Origin of the sequence: Nocardia sp. (genome assembly GCF_025465275.1) — a bacterium.
Taxonomy (GTDB): Bacteria; Actinomycetota; Actinomycetes; order Mycobacteriales; family Mycobacteriaceae; genus Nocardia.
Genome location: NZ_JAODNK010000215.1, coordinates 1 through 23,209, shown reverse-complemented (window position 1 = coordinate 23,209; position 23,209 = coordinate 1). Strand labels below are relative to the sequence as shown.

Genomic DNA, 23,209 nt, shown 5'->3' with positions numbered 1-23,209 from the left:
GCCCATGACCATCGATGAGCTGCGGGATATGGTGACGGAATTCTCCCAACGCCGGGATTGGGAACGCTTCCACACACCGAAGAATCTGGTGATGGCTCTGACCGGAGAGGTCGGCGAACTGGCGGAGATCTTTCAATGGCTGACGCCGGAGCAGAGCGAGGCGCTTTGCGACGATGAGGAAGGTCGGGTCAAGGTCGAGCATGAAGTCGCTGACGTACTGATCTACCTGCTGCGGCTTTCGACCGTGCTGGATATCGATCTCGCCACTGCAGTTCAGGCGAAGCTGAAGGTAAACGAACAGCGGTACCCGGTCAACCTTGCGCGGGGGCGCGCGGTGAAGTACTCCGAACTCGGGTAGCCGAATCGCTACCCGACTCGGCTGGTCCTATCCGGTCATCTTCTCCAGGAACTCTTGGGTTTCCGGGTCGGTCGAAAACACACAGGTGCCTTCCATACCGCGCGTGAGGAGCACCTTGTAGGTGTTGCGGATGAGAGCGCCGAAGTGCGCCTCCTCCGCCTTCTTGACGGCCGGGTCGTGGGAGTATTCGCGGCGCGCCACCCAGCGGTCACCTCGCCTCACAAGGTCAGGCCCGAAAATGACTCCTGACCAGTCGTATTCGAATCCCTGTGCGGTGTATATACAGCCGACCTGGCCGAACCCTCGATCATCGGATGCCCAGTAGTAGGACTCGGGTGCATCGGGAACTCGTTTGCCCGGCTTGGCATTCCAAGGGCGCTTCCATTCCCCGATTTTCACATCATCTACGAGATGCTTCGCGTCAGCCGGGCCAACCGGATCGCTCCAGGGCCAGCAGTACCCGCCAGCCAATCGCGCCGTACCGCTGTGCTGTTCACGCTGGTTTAGCAGCCATGCCTCCATCGCCGACGGGTTCGCGGCGGCGGCGACATGAAAGTCGTCATCAGTGCCAGCACTCAAGCGGGTCCAACTGACAGGAGGTAACGGGTCCAGTCCGAGTAGCCGTCGCACCCATTCGTCGAAGGCATCCGAACCGCCACAACGGAATTGGCCGTCCAACCGGACTACTTCCACCTTGCATCCGGATGCGGCCGCGGCTGCGGTGATCTCGGCGAGCGAGCCCATCTCCCCCGGCCTCACGATCTGGTTCTCGTCGAGAAGAAACACCGGCACCCACGCGACGTCGATCAGCTCGTGGACCTGCCGACCGGCCAGCGCACGCTTATCCTTTCCGGTCCAACGATTCACGCTGTTCTCTCGAACGCGATGAGCCTCATCGCAGATCAGCACGTCGAGTTCCCGCGGCTCCGCTCCGACGTAGTTGTTGAAGTACTTGAACATCGTCTTGACACGGGTATTGCGGCTGCCGGCGACCTTGCGCAAGGTGTTCGTGAACGCACTGGACCCGGTGGCGTGGTGAACTTTTCGCCCTTGCCTCGACAGTTCGCCGAGCAAGCTAAGCGCGATCACGCTCTTGCCCGAGCCCGGGCCGCCGAGAACCACCACGACGGTTTGAGTGCGCTGCGCGCGTGCGGTCGCGACAGCCTGCTCGACCAGCTGGTAGGCCACGCGTTGCTCATCGAGCAGGACGAACTGCTCACGATCCTGAATCTCCTTGGCAGCCAACTGCAACAGCGGCTTACTCGGTCCGTGAGTGAATCGCAGGAAGCGGTCGGCGGACTCACGCGCCAGATCTCGCCCACCCTCCACATCGAGCAGGGAGCGCAGGTGCTCGACCAGTTCGGACTTGAAGTCCTCGGTGAACATGCGACCGAAACGGTCGGGTCGATACTGCATGAGCGAAGGAATATCGGCGGATGTCGCATTGTGCAGATAGGCGATACCGTGCACGGCTTGCGGCAGATCTGCCAGCGCCGGTGTCGAGTCGACGAGATATTGGCAGTACGCACGCACCTGCGCGACCGGATGCAGGACAGGATCCGTATAGGCGGCGATCGAAACAATATCGGCGGCAATAAGTTCCGCCTTCGACCACTGCTTCAGCTCGACCAGAACATAGCTGACCTCTCCTGACCGCGGGTGTACGCCGCACAGGATGACGTCCACACGCTTCGGGCTGTGCGGCAGCTTGTGCTCGAGCAGCACCTCGACATCGCCGAGGCCCGAGTCGACCAGCTCGGTCAGCAACGGCGGCAGACTGCGCATCCAGGAACGCACCTCGCCGGCCCCTGCCTGATGCTCCCACTGATGCCGAGCCTGCTCGCTCAACAGCAGATGCAGGCGACCAGCCTGCGCTTCCGTCAGCAGATAGCGAGCACTTCCACGAATCAGAGCCACGTTGCCTTCCCCACCTGGGCGCGCGAAATCGACGTGCGGGTAGAGGCAGCGACGAAGTGACCTTCGGTGCCCGGCGGGCCGCGTAGATCAGATTAGCGAAAGGCGCCTACAACCCCGGCGACCGCCACGATCAACCAGCCCTCCGTACCACTCAGTGAGTACTTTGGGTGAATTGGCATGCACACCAGCCATATTCGGCAAACTTCGATCGCTACCTCGCCATCTGCTCTAGAAATATCTGTGTCTCATCATCGGTCGAGTAGACGCACGCGCCGCGCATACCGCGGGTGAGCAGCACTTTGTACGTATTGCGAATCAGGTCCGGAAAGCTGGCCTCGTCCGCCTCTCGTACGGCAGAGTCCTCGGAGCGCTCCCGCCGTGCAACCCACCGATCGCCTCGACGTACAAAATCGTCCCCGAAGATCACACCGGCCCAGTCGTATTCGAAGCCTTGAGCGGTGTAGATGCATCCCACCTGTCTCATCCCACCATCATCGAAGGCCCAGAAATAAGAGTCGGGGATACCTGGCAGGTTTGCCCCCGGGCGCGCGTTCCATGGACGGTGCCAGTCCCCTATCCGCACATCGGACACCAGTCGGCGTTCGGCACCGGACCCAATCGGCCGCTCACTCCATTTCCAGCAGAAGCCTGCGGTCATCCGCGCCGTACCGCCGGTCTGCTGATATCGATCAGCCACCCACGCTTCCAGGGCCGCGGGGGTGGCCACACTTCCGACGCCGAAATCATCACCGGAGCCCGCGGCTAGTCGAGACCAGTTGAGCGGTGGATCGTCGCTGATTCCAAGTAGACGGTCAACCCACTCCTCGAAGAGATCAGAACCACCACAACGGAATTGGCCATGCAAATGAACAACGTCGACACGGCATCCCGCGGCCTCCGCGCCAGCCTTGATCGCCGCGAGTGAGCCCGCCTCCCGTGGCCGCACGACCTGGTTGTCGTCGAGAAACAACACCGGGACAATCGCGACACTGATCAACTCCTCCAGCTGGCTTCGGCGTCTTCTCCTGTCTGCTGACACCGCCGAGCCGGACGAACTCGACATTCTGATCCGATGCGCCTCGTCGCAGATCAGTACGTCCAGCTCGCCCACCCCCGAGCCGGAATAGCTGTTGAAGAACTTCAACAACGCTCGGCCACGAGAATCTTCGGCCCCCACCACTTTCTGCAGCGTCCTCGTAAAGGCAGCTGAACCGGTCGCATGATTTACGGCAAGGTTCTTCCGCGCTAAGTGGCCCATCAGGCTGAGTGCAATGACACTCTTTCCGGAGCCAGGACCTCCGACCACCACGACGACAGTCGGCTCATAGTCCACTCGAGACCGACTCCGACGAGCGCGCGAAGCTGCCAATGCCCGATTGACCGTCTCGGCCACGATCTCGTACGCGACACGCTGTTCGTCAAGCAGGACGAACAGCTCACGACTCAGGATTTCCTCGGCCGCCAAATCGAGCAGCTTCTTGGTCGGCCTGTGGGGGAATCTCAGAAAACTGTCCGTAATCTGGCACACCAACTCTCGGCCCGCACGTGCGTTCAGTACCGAACCGAGGAACTTCTGTAGTCGCTCCCTGTCATCCTGCAAAAACAGCTGTCCGAAGTCGCTCGGCTCGTACTGGGTCAGCGAAGCGACGTCCGCCGTCACGGCATTATGCAGGTACGCGATACCTCGCACCGCCCCCGTCTGCCGCTCGAGATCGGGCGTGAAATCCACAAGGTAACGGCAATATTCGTGAACCTGGGCGACTGGATGCAGTACAGGGTGGTCGTAACATGGCACCTCAACAAGGTTTCGGGCGATTTGCTCCGCCGTCGACCACTGCTTCAGCTCCACGAGAACGTAACTCGGCGCACCCGTATCGGGATGCGCACCGCACAAGATCGCATCTACCCGCTTGGCACTGTGCGGCAACTTGTGTTCGAGTAGTACCTCGACATCCCCGAGACCTGCCTCTTCGCAATCGCCGAGAAACTCACGCAAGCTGTTCCTCCACGCGCGAACTTCGCCGGTACGGACCTCTTGCCCCCACTCCGCCGCAGCACGTTCGAGAAGCTGCACCGGCAAACGATTGGATATCGATAGCTCCAGCAGCTGCCGGACGCTACCCCGCATAAGCGCCATCCACGCTCCCCACACGCCACATCTGGATTCGATGTGCGGGTAGGAGCAACAACGAGGTGAGCTCGGTGCTCGGCGGGCCGCAAGATCAATTTGAACACAACCACTTGAGTCTGCCGCGGAGAATCGCTGCACCCATCTTCGGGCTCTGATCTTGCGTTGGCAGAACACCTCAGCACCAAGTCGCTCGGCGTCCAACCTTGGAGCGGTGAGCGATCCCGGCTACCGAGCAGACGGATGGTCATATGCCGCATCGGGTTCGGCCGGTGCGCGAGTTGGACTCGAATTCTTCTGCACTGCACCCAGTTCCGCCACTACCGGCTCGAACAGATCGAAGGCAGCCCAAGAGCCTCAGAGGCAGTCGAACCGGCCGGACTTCACTGCATCATTGAACTGGTCCCAAGCCAGCCCATCGAAGACCAACACCGGGCTGGTGGTCCCCAACTTCGAATCCCGCACCCCGACATTGCCGCCGCGAAGGTGGACGGTTTCGACACACGCCTCTCCCCCTTGGCTTCTGCTGCTTTTGAACCAGCGCGCCTCGGCTAGATCGTTCATGATTCGAACTCCTTCGCTACCTGCCTGAGCAGGTGTTTACTGTCTGGTTCACTCAGAGCCACCTGGCTCAACTGATCGTGCGCTTCGAGGTACCGATCCACGACCTCCGCACTGTCATAGTAGAGCCGAGAACCGTAGGACTCTACGTATACCGTGGTCGGCTCCACGGGCTCCTTCGTACCGAAATCCATTGGAAATCGCAGGATTACGAATGCCCCAGGTGCACAGCCCAGTGGGAACCCACCGGCGAACGGTAGTACGCGAACACGGACGTTCGGCGGAACGTCCGCCAGTTTGCGGAGCTGCGCGGCCATCACCTTCTGGCTGCCGGCAATCCGTCGAACTACCGCCTCGTCGACGAGCAAGTCCAGTTCAACAGGGGACAGCCGCCGTGTAATTGCGGTTTGCCGCTGCATCCGCACTTGAACCCGCTGCTCCGACTCCATGGGTGTATCGGACTTGAAGAAGGTCCTCTCCAGCGCTCTCGCATAGTCGGGCGTCTGGACCACCCCTGGGACAACATCCGGCTGATACATGATCACCTGCGCCGCTGCGGCTTCCAAGCTCATATAGGTCTCGAAGTCGTCAGGGATCAGATCGTCGTATCGATGCCACCAGACGCGCTCATCCACCGGTCGCATGCGCTCATCGGCTTCCTTGGCGAGAGCCTGTAATGCACCGAGCTTGTCCCTTCCCACGCCATACAGGCGACACAACGCCTCGATGTCCAACAGCCTGATCCGAGGGTTCTCCCCCTTTTCCAAACGCTGGAGCGTCCCGGCCCCTCGTTCGATCAGCCGCGCGGCATCGGCAATGGAAAGTCCTGCAGCTTGCCGCATTTCACGAAGCTGCCGACCCAACTGCCGTCGGGGAATAGTTGTCGGATTCTTGCCGATCATAAGCCTTGCTCCCGAGTTTTCGGATGACTCGTGCGCTGATCATGGATGGCGTAGCTCGACCTGTTGGATGTCATCTTCCGCTCAGTTCGGGTGGCGTGCTGGGAAAACGGGCGAATTCATATGGACGATCCGAAAGTCCTTCCACCGCACGCGAGAGGGGTGCCTACTTGCGTTCATCACCACCGGGTGACTACCTCCGCCAAGCCGCCAATCGGGCACCGGAGCAGACACCGATAAGGAGACACTGAAATGCCTTGGGAATCTTTGGTTTTGCTCACGCTGCTTGCGAGCGGCCTGATCACCATCATCGGCGTGGTGGTGGCGGAGCTGCGCGACAGCGGAAGCACGCAGCCGCCGCGGGCTGTGTTTCGGCTCGAACTGTCCACCGGCAGCAGCTATCCCGCCGCGGCCAGACCCGCACGCGGGCGGCATCGAGCCGACGTAATCGAGCCGCAGCGATGACCGGCGTGTACTCGAGGCTCGATCATCACCCCGTTCCGGAGTACCGAGTCGATTTACGTTATCCGCAGGGCGTGCGAGCGCTGATATACCCACACCGCAACTGCATTGCCGGACCTGGACACAACGCCAAGAGTTGCGGCCGATTGCGGCAACTGCTCGAGATAGCCGACCGCAACGAATGGCATTGGGCGAAACAGATAGTCAGCTCGGGACCGAGCAGTACGGAAACGGCGGATCGGTACGGTCCGCGCCTGAAGATGCTCGAGGCGCACACCGTCGCAGAGTCCGAAAGCCGTATGTCACAGACGGAGGCGATCGAAGCCAGGGTGCACCACCGAGACTGCGACCCACCATGCGAGCGGGCCCGCGCCGCATACGAACGGTTGAAGGACGACTTCGCCCAGAAGCCCGCGACCATCCTGCGATTCCCGGATCGTGCCGATCTCTGAATATCATCGCCGGCACCGGAGTAGAAGCTTCCCAAGGATTTCCGAGACGCGCTGCCCAACCGGTACGGCATCGGAAGCTGCTTAGCCCGAGGGGAGCAACGGATGACGACCGACCGGTCGCTCCGCCTCTGAAGAGCGAACCGAAATGCCTACGGATTCAGGCGATTGCTTCGTGACGGCGGTGGTGGTGAGGGTGATCGTTCAAGCGAGACCGGCGAGAACGAATTGGTTGACGGCTGCATCGATATCGAAGGTGTCGGCGTCGAGCAGGGCGGTCAGGATGGATCGGGTTACAGCACCGGCTTCTGCGGCCGAAATTAGTTCTGCTGCAGCCTTTTCCACACGGTTATCGATGTCGCGGCCGCCGCTCGCGAGCACACGGTTTACTACACCGAGGGCGGTTTCGGCGGTCCACACGCCCGGTACTGCGGCGGAAACGCCTGGGCCGGTGGGTGAGTCTCCGCGGTACCAGTGGCCGTTGTCCCACCAGTAGCAGAACGACAGTGTCCCTGTCGCGGCGCGCGGGTTGAGAACGGAGTCGGTAATCCATTCCGGCGCACCGGCATACAGTTCCGGCATCGGCGCGCCCTGGCTGTATGCGGCATCGAGGTTCGTGGCGTTCCAGACGCCACCAGAGATGACGGCCCGGTCGTGCGCGAGTAGGTAGAGCGTGCTGCCACTGCGGGTCGGTCCTTCGAACCAGGCCAGGGATGGCAGGATTCGCGGACCCGTCGGTGACCCGATGGCGGCGTACATCGCGGCGAGCGTTGTCCACCGACCCCACAGCTGAGGGAGCGGCGGGAAGTCGTCGATCGAACGCCGCGGGTGCACACCGCTGTCGCGGTGGTGACGAGCCTGTTCGACCGCAGTGCGTGGAGAGCGCTTCTGCCGATCCCGGTGCCCGACATAGGCGGCCAACCACACCGGCACCCGAGAACGTGGATATGCCTGCAGGTCCGCAAGATAGGCGTCAGGCGCGAGGAGGTCTTCGTCCGGGAATGGTTCGTCGCCGTAGTCGTAGCCAGTTTCCAGAGCACCTGAGTTGGTCAGTCGGAGCAACATCCGCCACCACGGTCCTTCGGGCATTCGCGCGGCCACCTCGCGCTGCTCACGAACCAGGGACGTCACCTTGTCGGAGGGGTCGACTCGCTGCGCGTTACTGTCCCCCGAGAAATAGATCCGCCACGATTGCGCGGCGACAGTCCACACGAAAACCGCATCCATGCGCTGCCACCCCGCCGGGGCTGCGGCGGCAAGCTCGCGGGCGATCGTATGAGTCAGCTCCCGCGCCCTCTCCGCGATCTGTTGCTGGTCCACGGTCGATGGCTGATCGTGGTGGACAACGGAATTCGCGATGTCGGATTCACCGGTGGCGTCGGCGAAACCCCTCATGAAGTTGTTCGGGTGTTCGTCATCAGGGTTGGCTGGTTCGCCGGTCACGATGGACTTCCCCTCCTATGTTGACTGCGACCCTACACACCCGACCTAGGCGGCAGGCCAGTCGTTCCGGTTGAATATGAAGCGCAGCTATGACAGCGTCGAAGAACCGTTTTGGGAGGAGTTGATCGATATGGCCCGCAAGGTCGAAGTCAATGCCGAGGCGTTGCATACGGCCGCCGACAAGACGTCGCAAGTGCATGACCGGGTTCGCGATGTCCTCAGCTCACTCCAGGATGCGTTGTCCGCCAAGGGAACTCCGTGGGGTAACGACGAATACGGCCAACGATTCGCAGGCGGCGAGAATGGGTATCTGGCCCAGTCCGGTAACCAGACCGACGGGATCGCCAAAATCGCGACGACTTTCGATCACTTCGCGACCGCGCAGGGTAAGGCTACGGACGCATTGACCGGCGTCGACGGCAGTAACGCCAGAGCGTTCGGGGCAGATTGATGACCAATGAGCAGGGCAAGGCTGAGCTGGCTGAGCTGCTCGACGAATTCCAGACCCAGATGCATGCGATCGCCGAGATCTATCGCAAGCGGACCGAGCTGCTGGCCAGTGGCATGGGCGGTAGCAAGCGGGTTTCGGTGACCGTCAATGCCGACAGCATCGTGGTTGAGACGAAGTTCAGCGACGACATCCTCGATCTCGAGCCGTTCGAGATCGCGCGGGCAGTCACCGAGGCGGCGCAGGCTGCCGCCGCTGAATTGAAACGCAAGAACGACGAGCTGATGGCCCCACTGCACGACAGCCGGGTGCGGATACCGAAGCTGTCCGATCTGATCGTCGGACTGCCGGACGTGGAGGACATGGCTCCCGAACCGCTGCCGATCTCCACCGCACCTCCCGGATCCCCGGAACGCCTGCTCGCCAGCGCCGGGGCCGAAGACCGGCATTTCAGTAACGTCGAATACATCGACCTGAACCCGCGAAGCAATATCGCGGCACCGGAGTGGTAGAGGCCGGTCGTGGCTCGGGCCTCTGCTCTTGCGCTCTGATCTTCAGTTTGGTTGCATAACAGCCGGTTGCGGTGTGGGGCTGGATCACTTCTTGGGGGGTTGGTGCTAGGAATCCGGGGGGATTCTCCTGTCGCATCCCGATTGCCGTCAGGGAACCGTCTGCCGCCGTGCGGCTTTCGCGTCGATGGGGCCGGGCGATGATTCCGCGGCCGCCGGGCGCAGGATGGCTGGGGTATCTGGCGGGGATGAAATGGCCGGACGGCGACGAGGACTCGCTGTGGGCCATGGCCGACGACTGGCAGACCCACGCGGACCAAATGCGCGCTCTCGGCGATCACATCGATGTGGCGAAAGCCGCTGCGCAGGTGGCGTACCCCTTCGGTGACGGTGGTGAGGCGATGGTCGCCGAGCTGGGGAAGATGCGCTCGGGCAACGGCTCGATCGAAGAGCTCGCGGGGTGGATGGACAAGATCGGTAACAGCGCCCACGGCATGGGTACCGAGACCGAATACACCAAGATCATGTTCTACGCCACGCTGGTCACGTTGGCGATCGACCTGGCCGCTGCACCACTGGCAGGCCCGCTCGTGGAAGGCGCCGAGGCCGCGGCGGTCGGCGCTGCCCGTGTCGCGGTGCGGTTCCTGACCCGCCGGCTGCTCTCGGAAGCCGCGAAGAAGGCTGCGGAATCGGCTGCGGCGGCGGTGGTTCGCTACACCGTCCGGCATATCGCGCTGAACACGATCATCGGCACCGCCACCGATGCCGGGATTCAGGCCGCCCAGATGATCGAGGGTACCCGCGACACCTTCGACCTCGGCCAGCTCGGCATCACCGCCCTGACCTCGGCCGGTGCCGGCGCGATCGGCGGCCCCATCGGAGCAGGCATCGGCAAAGGGCTCGGCACGCCGTTGTCGAACATGCTGGGTAACCGCGCAGGTGCTTACATTTCCCACGCCGCCGGCGGCATGATCGGCGGTGGTGTCGCCGGTGGAGCGGGCGGCCTGTACTCGCTGGCCAACGGCGGCGAATTTGATTGGCGCACAGTCACCGGTGGCGCAGCCCAGGGCGCGACCGCGGGCCTGCGCCACGGGGCCATCGAAGCTGGGCGCAGCCAACCGAAGACCGTCGACGCCACCACGGCGCATCCCAGCGACCTGACTCGCACCACCTCCGATACTTCCGGTCATCCCAGCACCGATCAGGAAGCAGCCGCGCATCCGGCGGATGCACCGTCGAACAAACAGCCCAGCGACGTCGCCACACCCCCTCAGGAACACCTGGCCGATCCCCACGCCGCCGGACTTGGCGACAGCCCACAGCACCCGCCGACCACGGCGGAGAATCTGCGCCTCGGCGAGAACCTCAGCGGAGGAACAACACTCGGTGACCCGAGTGCACAAGCTCAGGTTGCGCCCGTCACCGACCGCACAGGGATGCCGTCGGCCACTGGTACGGGCCCGCCCGCCCACGCCGATCTCGGATCGAATTCGCCCGCGCCGGTCCGCAATGACGTAGCTGCGACTCCGAAACCCGCCGACGTTCCGGCGGCCCAACCACGCCCCGCCGCCGATCTGCCCGGCGCCCAGCCCGCCAGGCCATCGCTTGACTCTCGCTCTGCGCTGCCCAGCGAAAATCGCTCCGGTGGCACCGAACGACCGGAACCTTCGCCACTACAGGCCCGGTACTCCGGCACGGAGGCCGCAGCTCCGTCAACGCGCGACTCGCAGGTGAGTAGCGACAGGACCTTGCAGCCGGTCAGCGAACCCGTCGAGCAGCGAAACATCCAGTCTGCCAACCCCACTGGGACCCCAGCACGCATCGAGCCCGCTGTAGTTGCGCCGATCCCGGTCGACCGTGCACCCATTGATCGCCCAGCGAACCGGCCCATCGACCCGACCGGCAAACCCGGCACGACTTCCCCTGCACCAGAGCGGGCCCCGAGGAACAGCCGCTCGGAGGACCCTTCCCACACAGACGATACCCACCGCACACCGGACTCCGACCCCGACGAAACTGCCCCTCGCGTCACAGAGCACCCCGACGACCAACTAACCCCCGCCCGCGCGGACGAGGAAGAGCCCGCCCCTAGCCATCCGGACGACGATCAGCCCACCCCTACGCACGACCCCGAGCACCAGGCCAACCCCGACCGCCCGGAGTCGCTGACCCCGCATCTGAAGCAACGTTTCGAGGATCTACGGGGCCTCGCTACGGAAATCGTGCTGGCAGATGCCGACTCAGCCCGCCAGCACGAAGTCCCCGGCCTCCGTGCCGAATTCGCCGAACGATTCGAGAAGCTCGGCCTGCTGGACACCGAGAAGACAGCGACACCGTGGCGTCTGCTCGAAGAGCACCAATCACAACTGGCCAAATACCTGGGCGACAACGAAAAGTTCTTCCTCCCCGATCATTCCGAGCCCACCGAACCCGGCCCGAAGCAACCCTCCGTTGACCACGCGAACACCGACCCGCAAACGCAGCCCAAGGAAGAACACGAAGAGGGCAACGATCCGGCCGACACGCCCGTCCATGCTGATGAGACGGCGGCGACGAACGCTGAGGTCGACCGGGTGCTCGGCGAGGTCAACACCAAATTCGATCCGAAACAATCCGCATATGCCGAGAACTGCACGAGTTGCGTTCAAGCATACGAGATCCGCCGGCGCGGATTGGCGGGACCCGATCTGACCGCTAGCCCGCTGGAGAAGCCCCTCCGGAGCGACGAAGGGGGGCCGGGCGGTCGACCCATTTCCGAGGTCTCGCAAGCCTGGGGCGGGCAATGGCAGGCTGGTACCAGAGCCGAGATCGAGGCGGCTTTCAGCGAGCCCGGATCTCGTGGCACAGTCTTCATCACCTGGAAGTCCGGCGGCGGTCACGTCTTCACCGTCGAAAATGTCGGCGGTACAGTCCGATTCCTCGACAGTCAGCCCACACCCCCTGTGCTCGATGCGGCCAACTACTTCGACCATGGCGGTAACACGCAATACATCAGACTGGACGACAAACCCACCCCACCGTTCGCTTCGGTCGAAAAGTACGTCGAACAAGCGCCTCACACACCCGAGGAAACCACTCCCCACCAGACGCATCCGGAGTCGACGTCCGAAACTCCTTCCGCACCAGTACATCCGGGTGAACCCCATGACAGCCTGAACTCCAACCCCGATGAGGCCGCACCGCACCCTGCCGAGATACCCGAGAATAACCATGCCCCCTCGCATCCCAGCGAGGAACAGCCCGCCCCCTTGCATGGCTCCGAGCATCAGCCCAACCCCGATCGTCCTGACTCTCTGACCCCACACTTGAAGGGCCGTTTCGAGGACCTGCGCGCCCTCACCAAAGAAATCGTGCTGGCCGACAGCGATCCAGCTCGCCAACACGAGCTTCCCGGTCTCCGTGCCGAATTCGCCGAGCGATTCGAAAAACTCGGCTTGTCGGATACCGACAAGGCCTCCCTGCCGTGGCGACTGCTCGACGAGCACCAATCCGAACTCGCCAAATACCTGGGCGACAACGAAAAGTACTTCTGCCCGACCGTCCCGACCCGGCCGGTTCCGGGCCAGAACCGGAACGCTCCCCGACCACCGAACGTGAGCCCACCGCAGGCAGCACTTCAGAACGCGACAATCGATCGCCGGAAACGGCTGAACAGAAAGCGATTTCGCTCCGTCGCGATGAGGAGGACGAGCGTGCAGCTGGGAGTGACCCCTTAACCGACGTGGACCAAGCACCCTCGGCATCTGAGCCCGTACCATCGGGTAAGGACCCGAATCCTGCACCTGCACATACTCGCGCTGGGATCGATACCCCTCGTACCCCCGAGCACCCTGTCGAAACGGATAGGCCGGCACGGCTAAGCGATACACGTGACACCCATCCCGGCCGGACCGATGAACATAAGGGCGAGCAGACTCCACCCGAGGGCGAGCAACATCCCGCGCCAACCGAGGAACCAGCTGACATCGAGCTTCTCGATGCGACGCAGCACGAAGCGGACCAATGCGTGTCATGGTCGCCAGCGAAGAATCGCCCAGCTGTGGCAGAGGGACTTCGACTGACAAGTGGAGAGGTGTTTACGGCACCGAGCCTCCGGGGCGAATCGGCTACATTACATCCGGAGGTACAGCGGATCCTGGACACGACTCCTGTCGCGGAGCGGGGACGCGGACATGGCTCCTGCGGACTTCCCCGGTGCATATCCGAGGCCTTGCACGCGGGTTTGGATCCGACCGGAGCCAAAGCCGCCGCCAAGATTGTTCGAAGCAATCCGGACCACCCGAAGCATGGGCACCCGGTCGGCCCTTGTGACAGCTGTAAGCCTCTCCGAGAACACTATTCGCTGGATTTCATTACTGACGATGGGAGATAGTTGTGACACAGTTCACGGACGAAACCGAAAGGGTTCTTCGCGCTTCGGGATGGCTGCCCGGCAGGCAGGTCGATACCGGCGCCTGGAGGGAGAGGCTGGAACTCAGCGGGTTCAGGTGGAACGCAGCGGCGGATCGATTTCTCGAGGAATTCGGCGGACTGGCTGTTGATATATCCGGCCCGGGAATCACTTCCGCCCGTGAACCTTTCGAGTTGGATCCTACGTTGGTCGAGGGCGAGGACGACAGGTTCGCCGAATGGGCCGAGGTCGTCGGTGAGTCGATCGCACCGGTGGGTGAACTCGACTCCGGCCGCTACTTCCTCGGAATGTCCGAGTCGGGCGATCTCTACCTGGTTGCCGATTGGCTCGCCTCGTTCGGCCAGATTCCAGAGGCACTCGAGTCCCTGATCCTCGGAAGATCACCTGTGCCTGTTGAAGAGGCGTGACGCGGTGCCGAGCACCCGAGACCATGACTACGAGAGGAACCCATGACCACAACGTACGACCAGGCATTCGAGACCATTATCAGCCACTTCAAACCGAAGTGGAGTCATGGCACCTTTTATATCGACGATCAAGAAATTGTCGAGACCGATGAGCTGTACGTGTTCAAGGTAGGCGCACGCGAGTGGCTCGTGGACGGCGATCTATCATTCGCCATCGCGGGTGGTGTCCCCGTAGTGTACAAGGGTTCAGGTCAGCTGGGTTCTCTTCCTTCGGTAACGGTAGCCACCAACCCCAATGTTCGGATACGCCCTAATCCGAATCCGGTTTTCGCAGCAGCAGACTCTGAATGACTGCGCTGCTGGAACATCGAGTTAATCAGTACGCGAGCCTGCGCCAACCTTTTTCTTGCGAACGGGAGCATGCACCGATTAGCCCCCCTGCGCTCGACGGCAGTTTCAGTCAGATCGAGTTGTTCTGACGTGGAATCGAAGCCGCAAATGCCGACGCGACATCCTTCGGCTTGAGCCCATCCACCCGCACAGCTGCTACCGGAACGGCAACGCTCTCAATGGAGTGGTCTTGACTCCCAGAATTGTAGTCTTCCACTGCCTGAAAGCATGCAAGAAATACCTCACGAAGACTAGATATTGCACGCGCGTGATTTCCATCAGCACCAAACACGTTGGAATAGTTTGGACTGGCCACAATCAAGTCCGGGTTTCCGTCTCCGCGCAGATTTTCCAGGATCTGCGCACGTCGCGGCTGCCCAATTCCACCGTAGCGATCGTGAGCAATAATTCCTGGGATGAGGATGGCATCGCAACCGAAAGCAACGTCAGGCATCGCACCTACCTTGAACTCGACACCCTCCGCTTTGCCAAGCGCTTCACGCCACGGATCCAGCAATACCTCGGACGCAGCGACGAACACAATCCGCATACTATTCACCTGCCATTCCGTATGGAAGAATTCTTGGCCTACCAAGCTTGGGTAAAACGTCGTTGGGGAGTGCAAAAGCATCGCCTACACCAGCATCGGACAGGTGTGGAATGATGCTGTCCTCAGGGATGAGCGCGCTGTCGATCGTTGTTCGGATTATGGTGTAAGGCCCCTCCGAAGGCCAGATACTAAAGGCGCCCCGCGCGTAGGCACTTGCCCCTTCCTCTGTAAGGGAGAAATACTTCGTCTCAATACCAACGGGATTCGTAAAGGTTCGAGTATCGAGGATCTGAGCCAGTTCCTTCTCCTGCACCGCCCGATAGAGGTGTATCTCGTTGTCCTTCAGGCAACTGAGCCCTAGGGGGTCAATCCAACCGGTGGGGTTGTGGGGATAGATACTCGGGTTCTGGGCGGGAACCAAACCCAGAGGGTCCGAAGTCATGTAGCGACCCGTTTCGGGGTCGTAGACGCGATGAAAATTATAGTGAAGTCCCGACTCTGGATCGTGGATCTGCCCCGGGAAGCGAAGGGGTGTGCCTGCCGTGCCGTGCCATGAGGTGTCGCCCCAAAGCTCTTGTGTAGCAGTAGCGACGGTTTCGGTTGTACCAGAATCAATGAGTTCGGTCGGGGTGCCGACGGGGTCGGTGATGATGGCGTAGAAGGCGCGGTCGATCAGGTTCTGATCGGTGGCTTGAGTGATCGGAGCGCGCGACGTCGGTTGATACTGCCAATGTGTCGTCGTTTCGGCCTCAGCCTGTTCGCTCAGGTAGGTGCCGTCCCAGGTGTAGTCGACACGCTCGATAACGGAGCCGTCCACATCCACGCGCTGTTTGCTGCTGCGACGCCCTGCGGCGTCGTAGGTGTAGTGCCACCGTTGCTGATCGGGGGTTCGCAGATCAGTGAGTTGGTCAAATGCGTTGTAGCGGTAGTGCCAGACATCGGGCTTGTGCGAAATCCTAGTGGTGACCTTACTGGTGAGACGCCCCGCGGCGTCGTAGTGGTAGCGGGTGCGGCCATCCCGGATCAGTCGGTTCTTGTGGTATTCGCGTCTGCCACCGAGCTCTGGATGCGCCTTGGCCCCAGAGGTTTTCGAGAATCCTGCAGTCTGAGGTGGAGCATTCGTTGAAGACGCATCATGTGTGCTGTATGCGTCGGTGATGTTGCTCAGCGGATCGTACGCGTATTGCTCGGCAAGGTAGCCGCCCGCAGTAATTTCGGTAACGCGGCCGATCGCGTCCAGTGTGTAGTGGCGTTGTGTCGATGCATCACGCCGCGAGAGAGAGTGTTCGGTGAGGTACCCGTCGGGGCGGTATGTGTAGTTGTCCTGGCGGATTACTCGCGGCTCAGGACTAGCAGCACGAGTTGGGCCGAGGTTCAAAGACGAGGTTGGAAACGCGGTCACGTTCTGGGCAGTGATATGTCCCTTTGCAGACAGAGTCCGGTTGACCTCGATTTCACCTATGCGCCAGCTCGTTTGGCGACCCAGTTGATCGTGAGCAAATGAGATATGGAGGTCGTCGGCCGACAGCCCGCTGATCCGGTCAGCGAAGTCCCAACGCCAGGTGGTGGCAGCGCCGCTCGGAGTCGTCCGACGGATTCGGCGGCCGTGGCCGTCGTACTCGTACAACATTGCCGGTTGGTCATCGAGTTGCTGGGATTCAACTTGACCCGTGCGAGTGCGAGTGAATTCCAGTGTATGGGTGCATTTCTCGTCGACGCCAGATGCAGCGGTAAGCACCCGTCCGAGCGGGTCGAGACGGAAACGGAGCCATTCTCCAGTATCGGCTGCGGTTTCGGTGACCCGGCCCAGAATATCGCGTGTATGCCGACGGGTGACTCCGGTCGCGGCAGTGACGGTGGCGACTCGACCGCCCCGATCATGGGTGTACTTCGTTGTGGCACCACTGAAGTCGGTTTCGGCGAGCAGTCTTCCTGCGTGGTCGTATTCGTATGCCCACGTCTGACCAAGAGGGTTGATAACCGTCGCGAGACGGCGTTCGGTGTCCCAGGCGTAGCGGGTGATCGATCCGTCCTGTTCAGTACGGGATTCCAGCAGATCGAACGCGCCATAGGTTAGGAAGACAGTGCCGCCCGCCCGGTCGGTGTGGGTGCGCATGTTGCCCTCGCCGTCCCAGGTCCACGATTCTCCGTAACTGTCGGAGTCGTTGCGGCGCAGTAGATTGCCGTTCGCGTCCCACTCGTAGCTAGTGATCGAGCCCGTCGGGTCGGTAACCCGGACGGGGCGCCCGAACGCATCCCGCTCAACAACGGTGACGGCGCCGTACGGGTCGGAGATGACGGCGGGTAGGCCAGCCGGGTCGACTTCAACGGTGGAACGAGCCCCAGTCGATGCGAGGACTGCGGCTACCGCCCCATTAGCGTGATGGATGTACTCGGTACGGACGCCGCTCGCGTCGACTTCCGCCACCAAGTTGCCTGCTTCGTCCCATTTCCTGTGCTGCACACTGCCATCGGCATCCGTGATCGTTGTCGGGCGGTTGCTCGCCAGGTAGGTGACGGCAATTGCTGCCCCGTCAGGTCGAGTTACCTGCGCGACATCCCCAGCGCTGTTGTACCGGTAGTCGGTTGTAGCGCCGTCGGGGGCAATGACCTTCAGGGGTTTGCGATCAAAGTTGTAGTCGTAGTGGGTGCGTCCGCCGGCTGGGTCGACCACGTCACGGAGTCGTAGGTCGCGGTCGAAGCCGTAGATGGTTGCAGCGCCGAGGGAATCGGTGACCGTGGTCAGTCGCCCGGTGCCATCTGGGAAGATCTGGTAGTCCAGATCGCAATTGAGCACGCCGCCGGTGCCTCGCTGGCGGATGATCTGACCTGCGTTGTCGTAGGTGTTGAGCATTTGGTTGTTGTTGGAGTCGGTCCACGACAGCATTCGCGCGGCAGTGTCGTAGACATAGCGCGTGATCGCACCGCCGGCATTCGTGACCGCGACCAGGTTTCCTGAGTCATATCCGAATTCCCGCACGCGCGTCCGGGTTTCGCGGCCAACCTGATCGACGCCGACCATAGTTAACGCGATCACCCGTCCACGTGAGGTATTGACCTGCACGCGGTAGCCCCCCGAGTGGGTGACAGCAATCGGGGCGCCGTCCGGGCCGTAGTGGAAGCGGATCCGGTTGCGGTGCCGGTCAGTGACAGCGGAGATCGCGATATTGCCTAGTTGGGCATCCAGCCCATCCAGGCCGGTCTCGGGAGAGAAATGGAAGATCAACTCCCGGTTCGGGTCCCGTACCTGGTAACCGCCAGTTTCGGTGCGTGTCAACGCCAGGCCGCCGACCGTCGGCTCGACGACAACCCCAACCGCGGCATGCGGGAACGCGAGTAGAAGACCATCCTCGCCGAGGAAGGTCACACCCTCGGCATCGACGATCAGGCGCAAATCGAAAGTCGCGGACCAGGACGGCCCGAACCAACGGCCGAACTTGTAACTCGAACGGTGGGTTCGCCGTAGCACCAGCCCCAGCACACCGGGGAGATCGAGATCGGTCTCCGGGAGCAGGAAGGCACCGGTTGCAACGTCGACCGGGTCTTCGGTACATGTCTTTTCTTCGAGTTTGCTCGTATCTTCCGGACTGCCGTTGCGCGCATGCTCGGGTGCCGACTCGTCGGCGACCGCACGCTCATCCAGCGTCGGATTATGTTCGACCTGCGCAGGCTCCGGATGCGGCTCGTGGTTTGGGGCGCCATGTTCTAGCGGAGCCTCGTGTCCGCCGACGTGGGTGCCGTCAGGTTCTCCGGGATGCGCGGGGTTGCGTTCTGGCTCAACATGCGGGCCGTTGCCACCCGCGTCTCGCAGTGTGTTCGGTGGTTCGCCGTGTGGCGCAGCCGAACCGGGTTCATGGGCGGCAGGCGGAGTGGTCTCCAGTTTGGGGCTCGCGTCCGAGACCGGGTTCTCTGCGCGCGCCGGATCTATGTCCGCGGGCCGATCATTGTGGGGCGCGCTGGAATCGGGATCTGGTCGCGGAGCTTGCGCCGGATTCGACGGTGGGACATCCTGGTCCCGATGTGGCGCAGGCGAGTCAGCGTCTGAGACGTACTCGTTCGCCGGATGAGGTTGCGCGACAGGCTGTTCCTGATTCGGGACCGGCGATGAGGAGTGAGGCGCTACCTCGTTCGGCCGGGCATCAGCGACTGGATTGGCCTGTGGTGCAGCGCCGTCTGGATGCGGGGCAGCGGCCGGGCCACCGCCCTCCGGTGCGGGAGCACCTGGAGCGGCACCGTCCGGATGCGGCAGGCCTGCCTTCGGGGCCTGGGCATCGGGAGCATCCGGTTTCGTCGCGTTCGGGCGGGTCTCCGATGGGGCTCCCGATTCGTTGGGAGTTCCGGCGCGGTCCGGTTTCGGTTCGGTACGTGCGGGAGCCACCGGGGCGTCACCGCGGGGCAGGGCGCGGCCGGGGGCTGCGCCGGGGACGTCTTCGAGCACGCTGGTTGTGGCCTTGGTGACCTTGGTGGCGTTGCTGAGCTCATCAAGGGCGTCGACGCCGATCTTGGCCGACCCGCCGCCGCCGGTCGCGACGGTGAGCACGACGTTGCCAGTGATCGCGCCGGCGGCCTCGAAGGGGTTCTTGCGGGCGTCCGAGAGCATGGCGCCGACTGTCGCGCCTGGGTCTGCGGCGGCCACCACCATTCCGGTGGCCAGGTCGGCCATGCTCGAGAGGTATTGGGCCGGGTGCGAGATGTTGTATGTGCCAAGGGGATCCACTGAGCGGGCGAACTGGGCGATCGAGGTGAAGCTTGTCAGGACTCCTGCGTAGAAGCTGTTTTTGCCGTTTTCGTAGACGCCGTTCAGGTCTTCGAAGTTGTCGGTCCAGCGTTGGGTGAAGGGGGGTTCGGTGGGGGCGTCCTGGGTTTGGGATTGGAGGCCGCTTACTACGGTGCCGGCGATGCTGTCGCGTTGGGAGCGGGCGTTTTTCAGGATGTCGCGGGCTGCGTCTCGCATCGGCGACCAGGTGTCGACCAGGGTGGTTTTCTTTTTGTCCTTGTCCGACAAGGCGTTCCAGGAGTCCTTTTGGGATTTCTCCTCCCTGTCGGCGGCCTCCCACTTGTCGATCGCCTCTTGCGCCTTCGCCTGGCCGGTGACGACTGCCCAGTACCAACTGTCGAGGTGCGCTGCGGCTTTGGAGAATGCGTCGCCTGCGGTCCACCACAGCTTGGGCTGCTTGTCGAAGGCGCTGTGGAATGCGGTGGCGCCCTTGCCGGTCCAGTCCGCTACGTCGATGGTGCGCAACGCGTTTCCGGTCGATTCGATCGAGGTCGACATGGTGCGGAGTTTGTCGGCGACGTCGTGGATCTTCGACGGCTCGCCGCGGATCAGTTCGGTCTTGTCCTTGGTTTGGCCGAGTTGCCGCTCGAGGACCTCGCCGCCCTGGTGGTCGGCGATCTGGTCGCCCAGATCCTGGATGGCGGATGCGACCGAATCCGCGCCGACGTCGCGGGCCAGGTCCGCGACCTTGTAGGTGCCACGGTCGATGATCGAACCGGCCTTGGTTTCGACCTCGTCGATGCCGTTCTCGATCGCATCGCCGATCTTGTCGACGAAATCACCCAGCCCCACTAGTGTTGTCCCCCTTCAACACCCGGGGTTGCCGGATCGGGATGCAGGATCTGGGCCGCTCGTGCGGCGGCGCCGGTGTTCCACCCCGCTCCCCCGTCATTGCCGAGCGGATTCTTGAAAATTTGGTCGTTCGCCAGGGCCTGCGGGGCGACCGCCTTGACCGCTTGCGCGTCGGTGCCGACGTGGTCGAGCATGTCCTGGAACGACTTGTCGCTGTAGTCGGGATGGGCCAGCGCATTGAACTCGTTGTCGGAGAAGGTCTCGCTCCACGACCGGCTGTCGATCTGGTCCTTCGACAGGTGCGGGTCGCTGAACAGGTCGCTGTACGCCTCTTTCAGTGCGTTCTGATTCTGCTGATCCATCATGTGATAGCGGCCGGCCGCCAAGCCGACTGCCTCGGCCATATTGTTCGCCGATTGCACCAGGGAGCGCACACCCCACGACCAGCGGTCGCAGAAGGTTTCGAACGTCGACTGCACCGACGCCTTTCCGGCCTCCAAGGGTGACAACGCCAGCAGTGAGAAACCTCGGCCCAGTGCGCCGGTCTCCTTGATGCCCAGGCCAGACAGCTCGCCGATGATCGCGTTGATGCCTGCCGCGGCCTGTTGCAGCACGGCGGGTTCGACCTTCAGTTCATCGCTCACGACGCCACCCCTACTTCGTCGAACTCGGCGGGCAGCTGCGGCGGGAAGGCCACCGGCGCGGCACCCGCGCAATCGACCGATATGCCGGTCGGCTCGGGGCGTGAGGCCGCGTAGTCGATCAAACGGCAGCCGAGCAAGGTCTGGTATTTGTACTCGTGATCGGCCGCGACCCCTCGGGCGACCATGTAGCGAGCGTATTCCTCCAGGCTGGTGAAGGCGCAGATCCAATCGATCTCGCGCACCCGCGAGGTGAATACGCGGTCGGTATCGACCAGAGGTACGAGTACCGCGGCCTGCTCGAAGGCGCGGCGCAGCAACTCCGGCTGTCCGAACCCGGCGTAGAACGCCGCGATCTCGGACCGCAACCCCATCAGACCATCATTAGCGCTAGTCAAGACAACACCTGCAGACAGTTCCCCCCACGAACAGCAGCACATCGCACCCTACAACAACGCAACGGGCGATCCGATGGGCCGGTCAATCGTCCGGGCGTTGATTCGCTGATCAAAACCCGCGCTCACAGGGATTCCTCCCGGCTGACGGCACGCGGGACACCTATCGCGGTCTACCGCAGCACTTCTTGTACTTCCGGGACGAACCGCACCAGCACGGGTCGTTGCGGCCCGGCGGCCACGCGACTGCCTGACCGATGCGTGCCAGCTCCACGGCGTAGGCCGCACGGGTCGACGGGAGGGTGGGGTCCGAACCCGCAGCGGCGGCATAATCGATCAAGCCCGCGACCGTGGCGATGGAGATCAGCGGTGATGAGCCGATCGGGACAAGGCTGCTCAGGCTGTGCTCTGCGGCCGCACGATGCTCATCGTGACTCTCGAAATGCTCGCGCAGCTCCGGCCACCGTTTCAGCGCACGATCCAATTCGGCTTCCGGGAAATAGAATACGGAGTGCACCATCGGCTGGGGCGCACCGCGAGCGGGACGCCCTCCGTCCACTGATTGCACGAGCTCATCGCGCTTCTGCTCAGCCCAGCGATCGTCGGCATCCTCCGGTAAATCCATCGACTGCCGAATCCTCTTGCGTCCGAAAGCAAGCCGGTATTCGCCGAACCCCTCGTCCTGTTGATCGCCGAGCAGACGGACCCGCGCCAGCCCGGCCTCGAACCAGCGCAGCGCGTCTTTCGGTTCCGAACGCTCCTCGTACATTTCGCCGACCGACTGGTAGACGACGTAATCGTCTGCGCCCTCGGCGAATACGGTGTCGAGTATTTCGACTCCGGCCGCTTCATCACCATTCTCGATGAGAAACAGCGCGTACCAGATCCGGGCATCGCCGGCCACCGGACCACCGTCGGCGATGGCGGCCAGATAGGCCCGACGCGCCCGCTCGGGCTCACCGGCCATAGCCCAATAGGAGCCCGCCTCGCTCAGGTTCTGAGCTCTCTCCTCCGGATCAGCCGCGGCAGCCTGTTCATGTTCCAGCGCCAACTCCCGGGGCGACGGAAACGGTCCGGCGACATCGGCGAGCTGCGCACCCAACCGCGCCTTCTCCGCCAGCAGTCGGCCCTGTTGCCGCAGCAGTCGCTCATACTCGCGCCGTTCCGCGACAGACATCTCCTCGGACATGTCCGCCCCTCTCTTCCATGCTGGACTACCGGTGCCGCCGATTCACTGCTCAGATCTGTACGGACGCAGAGTAGTCCCCGACAGCGCTCAGGGATGCGGGAGCTCCAGCCCCCGACCGAAATCCCGGCTGCGAGCATCCGGACCTTGATCGCGACCGGGAGTGCCGCGCCGGGTGGCAGGAGGGCCGCTCCTTCGGGGGCGGCTGAGACTCCAAGTGACTCTTCGGAATACGAGCCGCTCGGACTTGGGCCCGCAATTGAATTGTCCGGATACGACAAAACGCCTGCAGCGAATGCTGCAGGCGCGCAAGGGTGCAGATACGACAAAACCCCCCAGCGTGAGCTGGGGGGTTTTGTGAATGATGTTCCGGCGGTGTCCTACTCTCCCACACCCTGTCGAGTGCAGTACCATCGGCGCAGGTGGCCTTAGCTTCCGGGTTCGGAATGGGACCGGGCGTTTCCCCACCGCTATAGCCGCCGTAAC

18 protein-coding genes and 1 rRNA gene are annotated in these 23,209 nt (G+C 62.7%); 8 read left to right on the top strand and 11 right to left on the bottom strand.

What is annotated here, in order from left to right:
- Positions 1-4: 4 nt before the first annotated feature.
- Positions 5-358: a nucleotide pyrophosphohydrolase gene (locus JWN03_RS42670; RefSeq protein ID WP_297628191.1), complete on the top strand. Its 354-nt coding sequence runs from the start codon at positions 5-7 to the stop codon at positions 356-358.
- A gap of 27 nt (positions 359-385) precedes the next feature.
- Here the strand turns inward: JWN03_RS42670 and JWN03_RS42665 are convergent, their stop codons facing one another.
- The 4 genes from JWN03_RS42665 to JWN03_RS42650 form a co-directional block, all read right to left on the bottom strand.
- Positions 386-2,275, bottom strand: coding sequence for a DUF2075 domain-containing protein (locus JWN03_RS42665; protein WP_297628189.1), 1,890 nt, complete (start codon positions 2,273-2,275; stop codon positions 386-388).
- 211 nt (positions 2,276-2,486) lie between these two features.
- Positions 2,487-4,412, bottom strand: coding sequence for a DNA/RNA helicase domain-containing protein (locus JWN03_RS42660; RefSeq protein WP_297628187.1), 1,926 nt, complete (start codon positions 4,410-4,412; stop codon positions 2,487-2,489).
- Between the two features lie 348 nt (positions 4,413-4,760).
- On the bottom strand, positions 4,761-4,967 hold the full coding sequence (locus JWN03_RS42655; protein WP_297628185.1) for a DUF397 domain-containing protein: 207 nt from the start codon (positions 4,965-4,967) through the stop codon (positions 4,761-4,763).
- Positions 4,964-5,866 (bottom strand): helix-turn-helix domain-containing protein, encoded by a 903-nt coding sequence (locus JWN03_RS42650; RefSeq protein ID WP_297628183.1) that lies wholly within the window; start codon positions 5,864-5,866, stop codon positions 4,964-4,966. The genes JWN03_RS42655 and JWN03_RS42650 overlap by 4 nt, the downstream gene beginning before the upstream one ends.
- A gap of 249 nt (positions 5,867-6,115) precedes the next feature.
- Here JWN03_RS42650 and JWN03_RS42645 point away from each other — a divergent pair, with 249 nt between their 5' ends.
- The gene (locus JWN03_RS42645) at positions 6,116-6,328 is read left to right on the top strand and encodes a hypothetical protein (RefSeq protein WP_297628181.1); all 213 of its coding nucleotides are present in this window, start codon (positions 6,116-6,118) and stop codon (positions 6,326-6,328) included.
- 650 nt (positions 6,329-6,978) lie between these two features.
- On the opposite strand, the gene JWN03_RS42640 is transcribed toward JWN03_RS42645, so the two are convergent.
- The gene (locus JWN03_RS42640; RefSeq protein WP_297628179.1) at positions 6,979-8,217 is read right to left on the bottom strand and encodes a hypothetical protein; all 1,239 of its coding nucleotides are present in this window, start codon (positions 8,215-8,217) and stop codon (positions 6,979-6,981) included.
- 76 nt (positions 8,218-8,293) lie between these two features.
- Here JWN03_RS42640 and JWN03_RS42635 point away from each other — a divergent pair, with 76 nt between their 5' ends.
- The 6 genes from JWN03_RS42635 to JWN03_RS42615 all read left to right on the top strand — a co-directional run bounded on the left by JWN03_RS42635 (position 8,294) and on the right by JWN03_RS42615 (position 14,343).
- Positions 8,294-8,668: a hypothetical protein gene (locus tag JWN03_RS42635; RefSeq protein WP_297628178.1), complete on the top strand. Its 375-nt coding sequence runs from the start codon at positions 8,294-8,296 to the stop codon at positions 8,666-8,668.
- Positions 8,668-9,177 (top strand): YbaB/EbfC family nucleoid-associated protein, encoded by a 510-nt coding sequence (locus JWN03_RS42630; protein ID WP_297628176.1) that lies wholly within the window; start codon positions 8,668-8,670, stop codon positions 9,175-9,177. The genes JWN03_RS42635 and JWN03_RS42630 overlap by 1 nt, the downstream gene beginning before the upstream one ends.
- Before the next feature lie 197 nt (positions 9,178-9,374).
- Positions 9,375-12,890: a WXG100-like domain-containing protein gene (locus tag JWN03_RS42625; RefSeq protein ID WP_297628174.1), complete on the top strand. Its 3,516-nt coding sequence runs from the start codon at positions 9,375-9,377 to the stop codon at positions 12,888-12,890.
- A 5-nt stretch (positions 12,891-12,895) separates the two neighbouring features.
- Positions 12,896-13,546, top strand: a complete 651-nt coding sequence (locus tag JWN03_RS45705; RefSeq protein WP_366914561.1) for a YwqJ-related putative deaminase — start codon at positions 12,896-12,898, stop codon at positions 13,544-13,546.
- A 2-nt stretch (positions 13,547-13,548) separates the two neighbouring features.
- Positions 13,549-13,992, top strand: coding sequence for an SUKH-3 domain-containing protein (locus JWN03_RS42620; RefSeq protein WP_297628172.1), 444 nt, complete (start codon positions 13,549-13,551; stop codon positions 13,990-13,992).
- A 42-nt stretch (positions 13,993-14,034) separates the two neighbouring features.
- Complete coding sequence (locus JWN03_RS42615) at positions 14,035-14,343, top strand: hypothetical protein (protein WP_297628170.1); 309 nt, start codon at positions 14,035-14,037, stop codon at positions 14,341-14,343.
- Positions 14,344-14,452: 109 nt separating this feature from the next.
- Here the strand turns inward: JWN03_RS42615 and JWN03_RS42610 are convergent, their stop codons facing one another.
- The 6 genes from JWN03_RS42610 to rrf all read right to left on the bottom strand — a co-directional run bounded on the left by JWN03_RS42610 (position 14,453) and on the right by rrf (position 23,207).
- Positions 14,453-14,932, bottom strand: coding sequence for a hypothetical protein (locus JWN03_RS42610; RefSeq protein ID WP_297628168.1), 480 nt, complete (start codon positions 14,930-14,932; stop codon positions 14,453-14,455).
- Between the two features lies 1 nt (position 14,933).
- Positions 14,934-20,501 carry a putative T7SS-secreted protein gene (locus tag JWN03_RS42605; protein ID WP_297628167.1) on the bottom strand — a complete coding sequence of 1,856 codons (5,568 nt, stop codon included), beginning with the start codon at positions 20,499-20,501 and terminating at the stop codon, positions 14,934-14,936.
- A complete protein-coding gene (locus tag JWN03_RS42600) occupies positions 20,501-21,145 on the bottom strand; it encodes a hypothetical protein (RefSeq protein WP_297628165.1) in 645 nt (214 codons plus the stop codon). Before JWN03_RS42600 ends, JWN03_RS42605 begins: the two co-directional genes overlap by 1 nt.
- Positions 21,142-21,516, bottom strand: a complete 375-nt coding sequence (locus tag JWN03_RS42595; RefSeq protein WP_297628163.1) for a hypothetical protein — start codon at positions 21,514-21,516, stop codon at positions 21,142-21,144. The genes JWN03_RS42600 and JWN03_RS42595 overlap by 4 nt, the downstream gene beginning before the upstream one ends.
- A 184-nt stretch (positions 21,517-21,700) precedes the next feature.
- The gene (locus tag JWN03_RS42590) at positions 21,701-22,726 is read right to left on the bottom strand and encodes an SEC-C domain-containing protein (protein ID WP_297628161.1); all 1,026 of its coding nucleotides are present in this window, start codon (positions 22,724-22,726) and stop codon (positions 21,701-21,703) included.
- Between the two features lie 364 nt (positions 22,727-23,090).
- Positions 23,091-23,207 (bottom strand): 5S ribosomal RNA (gene rrf / locus JWN03_RS42585).
- Positions 23,208-23,209 lie beyond the last annotated feature (2 nt).

Coding starts and splice junctions, on each gene's coding strand:
- JWN03_RS42670 (WP_297628191.1), top strand. CDS start 5: ATGACCATCGATGAGCTGCGGGATATGGTGACGGAATTCTCCCAACGC.
- JWN03_RS42660 (WP_297628187.1), bottom strand. CDS start 4,412: ATGGCGCTTATGCGGGGTAGCGTCCGGCAGCTGCTGGAGCTATCGATA.
- JWN03_RS42655 (WP_297628185.1), bottom strand. CDS start 4,967: ATGAACGATCTAGCCGAGGCGCGCTGGTTCAAAAGCAGCAGAAGCCAA.
- JWN03_RS42650 (WP_297628183.1), bottom strand. CDS start 5,866: ATGATCGGCAAGAATCCGACAACTATTCCCCGACGGCAGTTGGGTCGG.
- JWN03_RS42645 (WP_297628181.1), top strand. CDS start 6,116: ATGCCTTGGGAATCTTTGGTTTTGCTCACGCTGCTTGCGAGCGGCCTG.
- JWN03_RS42635 (WP_297628178.1), top strand. CDS start 8,294: ATGAAGCGCAGCTATGACAGCGTCGAAGAACCGTTTTGGGAGGAGTTG.
- JWN03_RS42630 (WP_297628176.1), top strand. CDS start 8,668: ATGACCAATGAGCAGGGCAAGGCTGAGCTGGCTGAGCTGCTCGACGAA.
- JWN03_RS42625 (WP_297628174.1), top strand. CDS start 9,375: ATGATTCCGCGGCCGCCGGGCGCAGGATGGCTGGGGTATCTGGCGGGG.
- JWN03_RS42615 (WP_297628170.1), top strand. CDS start 14,035: ATGACCACAACGTACGACCAGGCATTCGAGACCATTATCAGCCACTTC.
- JWN03_RS42610 (WP_297628168.1), bottom strand. CDS start 14,932: ATGCGGATTGTGTTCGTCGCTGCGTCCGAGGTATTGCTGGATCCGTGG.
- JWN03_RS42595 (WP_297628163.1), bottom strand. CDS start 21,516: ATGGGGTTGCGGTCCGAGATCGCGGCGTTCTACGCCGGGTTCGGACAG.
- JWN03_RS42590 (WP_297628161.1), bottom strand. CDS start 22,726: ATGTCCGAGGAGATGTCTGTCGCGGAACGGCGCGAGTATGAGCGACTG.